This is a genomic window from Paenibacillus sp. VTT E-133280 (assembly GCF_002264385.1).
GTDB lineage: Bacteria > Bacillota > Bacilli > Paenibacillales > Paenibacillaceae > Paenibacillus_AQ > Paenibacillus_AQ nitricinens.
In genome coordinates, this window is sequence record NZ_NFUX01000135.1 from 1 (window position 1) to 5,555 (window position 5,555).

Annotated in this window: 4 protein-coding genes and 1 pseudogene; 4 read left to right on the top strand and 1 reads right to left on the bottom strand. The window is 44.6% G+C overall.

Going from position 1 to position 5,555, the window contains the following annotated elements:
• Window positions 1–38: 38 nt before the first annotated feature.
• Window positions 39–1,271: an MFS transporter gene (locus CA600_RS30230; RefSeq protein WP_373455852.1), complete on the bottom strand. Its 1,233-nt coding sequence runs from the start codon at window positions 1,269–1,271 to the stop codon at window positions 39–41.
• A gap of 369 nt (window positions 1,272–1,640) precedes the next feature.
• Here CA600_RS30230 and CA600_RS30235 point away from each other — a divergent pair, with 369 nt between their 5' ends.
• From CA600_RS30235 to CA600_RS30250, 4 genes and pseudogenes are all read left to right on the top strand, one after another.
• Window positions 1,641–3,497 carry an ABC transporter ATP-binding protein gene (locus CA600_RS30235; RefSeq protein ID WP_094874784.1) on the top strand — a complete coding sequence of 619 codons (1,857 nt, stop codon included), beginning with the start codon at window positions 1,641–1,643 and terminating at the stop codon, window positions 3,495–3,497.
• A complete protein-coding gene (locus tag CA600_RS30240; RefSeq protein ID WP_094874785.1) occupies window positions 3,427–4,113 on the top strand; it encodes a response regulator transcription factor in 687 nt (228 codons plus the stop codon). The genes CA600_RS30235 and CA600_RS30240 overlap by 71 nt, the downstream gene beginning before the upstream one ends.
• Window positions 4,100–5,152, top strand: coding sequence for a HAMP domain-containing sensor histidine kinase (locus tag CA600_RS30245; protein WP_094874786.1), 1,053 nt, complete (start codon window positions 4,100–4,102; stop codon window positions 5,150–5,152). The genes CA600_RS30240 and CA600_RS30245 overlap by 14 nt, the downstream gene beginning before the upstream one ends.
• A 105-nt stretch (window positions 5,153–5,257) precedes the next feature.
• Window positions 5,258–5,555, top strand: a pseudogene (locus CA600_RS30250) (hypothetical protein); the annotation flags it as partial.

Sequence of the window (5,555 nt, forward strand, 5' to 3'; positions counted from 1 at the left end):
ACCGTCCTTATAAGGACGCCGAAGGCGTTTATACTTGATTATAATGCTTCAATGTCGAAGATCTCTTCATCTTCCTCTGAAGGGGGACGATACCCGCCGCGGCTAACAAAGAGCCACATGAAACCAAAACCAAGCGTTCCAATAAGCGTCAAGAATACACCTGTCTGATACATGCTTTGTGCACCCAGATACTGATACATCCAACCTCCGAGAATACCTCCAATGAAACCGGATATCCCACTCCAGCTTAGGGTGTAGAGTGCTTGTCCGGAAGAGCGATAAGGACGTGGAATCAGGAGCATCGTCAATTGGGTGCCTACATAGAAAAAGCCGCCGAACGTTATGCAGTGTAAAATTTGAATGAACACCACTTGAAGGGCAGTAGTCGCATCAGCCATAAACCACCAACGCAGAACGAACAAACCACTGACCAATGCAAGCCAGCCGAGCAGAACAGAAATTTTACGTTTCAGGAACCGATCACAGAGAACGAATACGCCTACCTCCAAAATGGAGGAGAGGAATACGGCAAGACCAATCATTTTTTTAGAACCGCCCAGATCCGTAATATACAAGGATATAAATGTAGTGTTCATAGTGTTTGGTATGGATACCAGAATACCAAACACTAAAAAACACAAGAAAAAAGGATTGAAAATCAACTTACCTAAGCCCTTATACGGCATCGGAGCTCTCATAATGGTATGGTTTATTTTAGGTAATACAAGAACGGAAAGGATTGATGCACCTAGTAACGCTGTAAGCAGATAGGTCAAGATGGATACATCAGCCCAATCCAGGATAAAGCCGGCGACAATCGCAATCAGTGCCCACCCTATTGAACCCCAAAGCCGGAAAGAACGGAAGCGCTGATTAGTTCCATCAATATAGCTGAGAATCATCGTGTTGCTTTGAGCAAATAGTGGTCCTTGGAAGAAATAGAACAAAATAATGGCGTTGTAGATCGTTTCATATGTATTTGCTCGAAACATAAACTGTGAGCACACTAACGTTCCGAATAACATTAGCAAAACGATACGCCGTATATTCTGAGAACGGTCTGTTAAGAACGCCCAAAATGGATTTGCAAATATGGATACTAGCGCTCCCATAGAGAATAAGACACCAATCTCTAATTTGTTCATCCCTACATCCAGCAGGTATAGTTGAAAGAAGCTGGTGAAGAGGACCATGGTTCCATATACAAAAAAATTGAACCATTTTAAAGACGTGATAGAAGATGGAATAACGCCTTTTCGCAAATGGTTCACTCCTTTCTCACTAAATATCTTGCATGGAGTAGAGTGGCCAATAGTAGGCCCTTCTATCACTGTAACACGTGTTGAAAAGGGATACAAACACCCTTTTTTACTTTTTTTCATTATTTTGGGTTTTATTTATGTTTGAGACGCTAAGCGACAAAAAATGCGTGAATGCGTGCGTAGAAGGTACAAACGCTAAGTGTAACGGGCGTTATTTTGGCCTGTGACTATTCCCGCAGAATGAGAACTGACAAGGCATTATTGTCTGATCGGCGCGTTTAACTTCAGTTTACAATCTGCAGATAGGATGGGTGTAAGGCGAGAAAGATATTACTATGCTTTTTTCGTAGAGCTATTAAGAAAAGGGGAGTCATTGTCATGAAGAAATCCGAATCCAAGCGAAAGATGGCGCTGAAGCCGTTCTTGACGCTATTAAGAGAAACCAAGCCTTCATACGGCTTATTGGCTATAGCCATTGCGTTAAGCATGATATCGACATTGGTCAGTCTGGTCATCCCGATGTTCACTAAGAACTTGGTGGATGGCTTTTCTCTGGCCTCCGTGAGCAAGCTGCAAATTGCGGGTATAGCAGCTGCATTTATTGCGCAGACCATTGCGGGAGGGATCTCTATCTATCTGCTCAATTATGCAGGTCAGAAGATGGTTGCAGGTCTGCGGGACCGACTGTGGCGTAAATTTCTAGTTCTGCCTGTGGCTTATTATAATGACAACCGAACGGGAGAAAGTGTCAGCCGCATGACGAATGATACAGGGATTATCAAAACGCTAATTTCTGAACATCTAGCCAGCTTATTTACCGGAGTGATTTCCATTGTAGGTTCGATCTCAGTTCTACTATTTTTAAATTGGAAAATGACACTTGTTCTATTCACTGTTCTTCCACTTTCTGCGCTGATACTAGTACCACTTGGGCGGCAGATGTACAAAATCTCGAAGGGTATGCAGGACGAGACAGCTTCTTTTACTGCTACACTTAGTGGTGTTTTATCTGAGATCCGTCTGGTCAAATCCTCAGGCGCAGAGAAAAAAGAGTACGAGGCAGGCAAGGCTGGAATTATGAACCTGCTTTCTTTTGGTATTCGTGAAGGCAAGATTAGCGCGATGATCAGTCCACTTGTCTCCTTTGTTTTTATGATGCTGCTTGTGGTCATTATCGGTTATGGTGGGATGCAGGTATCTTCCGGCGTCTTGACGGCTGGAGAACTAGTCGCCTTTATTCTTTATCTTATTCAGATTATTATGCCACTTACTCAACTGACTACGTTCTTCACACAGATTCAGAAAGCTAAGGGTGCCTCTGAGCGTATTATTGAGACCTTGGCAGCAGAAGAGGAAGTATATGAAGGACAGGAAGAGGCAAATGGCGAAGAAGGTCCGATCTCAGTAGAGGGATTAAGCTTTGGATATAAAAATGGTGAGAAGGTATTGAATGATGTAAGTTTCCAGATGCTTCCTGGTCAGGTGACGGCTATTGTCGGACCGAGTGGAGGCGGTAAGACCACGTTGTTCTCCTTGCTAGAACGTTTTTACGAGCCTCAGTCAGGCCTGATTAAGCTGGGTGACAAGCCAGTATCTACATTCTCACTGCGTTCGTGGCGGAAGCTTATAGGGTATGTCTCGCAGGAAAGTCCACTGCTTTCAGGTACGATTGCTGAGAATTTAACCTACGGATTGGATCGTGACGTTAGCAGGGAGGAGATGCACGCAGCAGCAGCAATGGCTTATGCAGATGGCTTTATTGATGCACTTCCTGAAGGCTATAATACGGATGTCGGCGAAAGAGGCGTGAAGCTGTCTGGTGGACAGCGGCAACGGATTGCTATTGCTAGAGCACTGCTGCGGAACCCGAAGATTCTTATGCTTGATGAAGCCACTTCCAGTCTGGATAGCCAATCGGAAGCCGTGGTGCAGAAGGCACTGTCCAATTTGATGGAGGGTCGGACTACGATTGTAATAGCGCACCGTTTGGCTACAGTTGTAAATGCAGAGCAGATTATTTTTATGGAAAAGGGTCAAATTACCGGAATGGGAAGTCATGAGGAGCTACTGGAAAACCATGAATTATATCGTGAATTTGCCACCCAGCAGCTACAGATGAATAACCCCGAGATTCAGGACATTAAAGAGGAGGCTCCAGTGCTGTATGACAAAAATACTAGTAGTGGACGACGATCCGCACATCCGCGAATTGGTAGAAGTATTTCTGAGAGCTGAAGGAATGGATGAGATCTATGGAGCATCCGATGGACTGGAGGCTCTTCAGATTCTGGAAGGTAATAACATAGATTTAGCTATTATTGATGTAATGATGCCCAACATGGACGGCTGGGAGCTATGCCGGCGGATGCGCCACAACTATGATTTCCCGATTTTAATGCTGACAGCCAAAGGGGAAACCTCACAAATTGTAAAAGGCTTTGAGCTGGGTAGTGATGATTATCTGGTCAAGCCATTTGAGCCGGTTGTACTTATTGCGAGAGTAAAGGCGCTGCTTAAACGATATCAGATTTCGGCCGCGCAAAGTGTGACCGTAGGCCGATTGCGTATGAATCGTAAAACCTACGAGGTCTCCTCAGAGTATGGGGAAATCACCTTGCCGCTTAAGGAATTTGAGCTGTTGTTTAAGCTGGGCAGCTATCCGGGGCAAACATTGACAAGAGACAGGCTGATCGAAGAAATTTGGGGTTATGATTTTGAAGGGAATGAGCGGACGCTCGATGTGCATATCAATCGTTTGCGTGAACGGTTCAATCAGGATAACTATGGTTTCGTTATTCGTACGATCCGCGGACTAGGGTATCGGCTGGAGGCTGAGTATGAATCAGTTTAAGGAGATCCTTAAGCGGATTGGGATGACTTTTGTGTATTTTGGTGGCGTTGGGATTAGCTGGAGTGCAGCTTATTTCCTGATGAACTGGATATATAGCAGGGTTGGGCGTCCCTCCTCGGAGTATGTTGTTCAATTAATCAGTGTGATGGTCGGTATTGTAATCTTGTTCCTGATGGCATTATTAACCTCAAAGTTTTTTCGGGGCTGGGAACGTGTTTTCTATAACTCGATCATCGAAGGTTTAGGGCGTATTGCTAAGGGTGATTTCGATGTGGTACTGGATAATAAAAAGGACTACAGGGAATTCGGTGAAATTGTAGAGAGTATCAACGTAATGGCCAGCGAGCTGAGCCAGATGGAGACTATGCGTCAGGATTTTATCTCCAATGTATCGCATGAAATCCAGTCTCCGCTAACCTCGATTCGGGGGTTTGCTCTTGCACTTCAGGATGAGACTGTAAGTGTGGAGAGTAGAAGGCATTATCTTAATATTATTGTGGCTGAGAGTACCCGTGTATCTGGGCTCAGTGATAATTTATTGAAGCTGTCCGCGCTTGAATCGGGTAATTTCCCGTTTGAAAATCAGGTTTACCGTCTGGATAAGCAGCTTCGTGATACCATTCTGGCTTCCGAGCCCCAATGGCTGGAGAAAAATATAGAGGTAGAGGCCGAATTGGAAGAAGTAAACATCAATGCGGTTAAAGATTTGATGAGGCAGGTTTGGACCAATCTCCTGCATAACAGTATCAAATTTACTCCACAGAGCGGTTGTATTCATATTAGGCTTCGTATGGTGGATGAACGGGTAGAGGTAGAGATTCAAGATAGCGGGATTGGTATCTCGGAGGAAGATTTGCCTCGGATCTTCGAGCGTTTTTATAAGGCGGACAAAGCTAGAACTGCAAGCGGTGGCGGCAGCGGACTGGGTCTATCATTGGTTAAAAAAATCGTTGAGCTGCATGAAGGAAGGGTAACTGTAGCTAGTCGTCCTGGGGAAGGAACGGCGTTCACGGTAAGCCTGCCAGTTCGAATAAAATAAGGTTTACACAAACATGTAACAACTTCCGACATGTCTTTACAATCTTCTACTATTCTAAATATAGAATAATAGAAAATTAAAAAGTCATCGGAGGGTTAAATCGTTTTGAAAAAGAGAAAAGTTCGCGTATTTTTAACTAGTTCGCTTGCCGTATTATTGTTGAGCCCTAACCTAACGCAGGCAGCATACAGTGCTTCTGCTCAATCAACGCCTGAGTTCACGACAACAGCTTCTGAACATTCAGGCAAGTGGATGACAGGTGAATATCACGCACATACTTTTGAATCGAATGATGCTCAGGAGTCACTGAAGAGTATCCTCGATGCTGCATTTGAACAAAATGGTTTTGACTGGATGGCACTGGCTGACCACCTTCGGGTATCTGACCGGGATGACGAAGGGG

Bases quoted from the DNA above. Each gene is read 5' to 3' on its own strand.
- CA600_RS30240 (WP_094874785.1), top strand. From the start codon at position 3,427: ATGACAAAAATACTAGTAGTGGACGACGATCCGCACATCCGCGAATTG.
- CA600_RS30245 (WP_094874786.1), top strand. From the start codon at position 4,100: ATGAATCAGTTTAAGGAGATCCTTAAGCGGATTGGGATGACTTTTGTG.
- CA600_RS30235 (WP_094874784.1), top strand. From the start codon at position 1,641: ATGAAGAAATCCGAATCCAAGCGAAAGATGGCGCTGAAGCCGTTCTTG.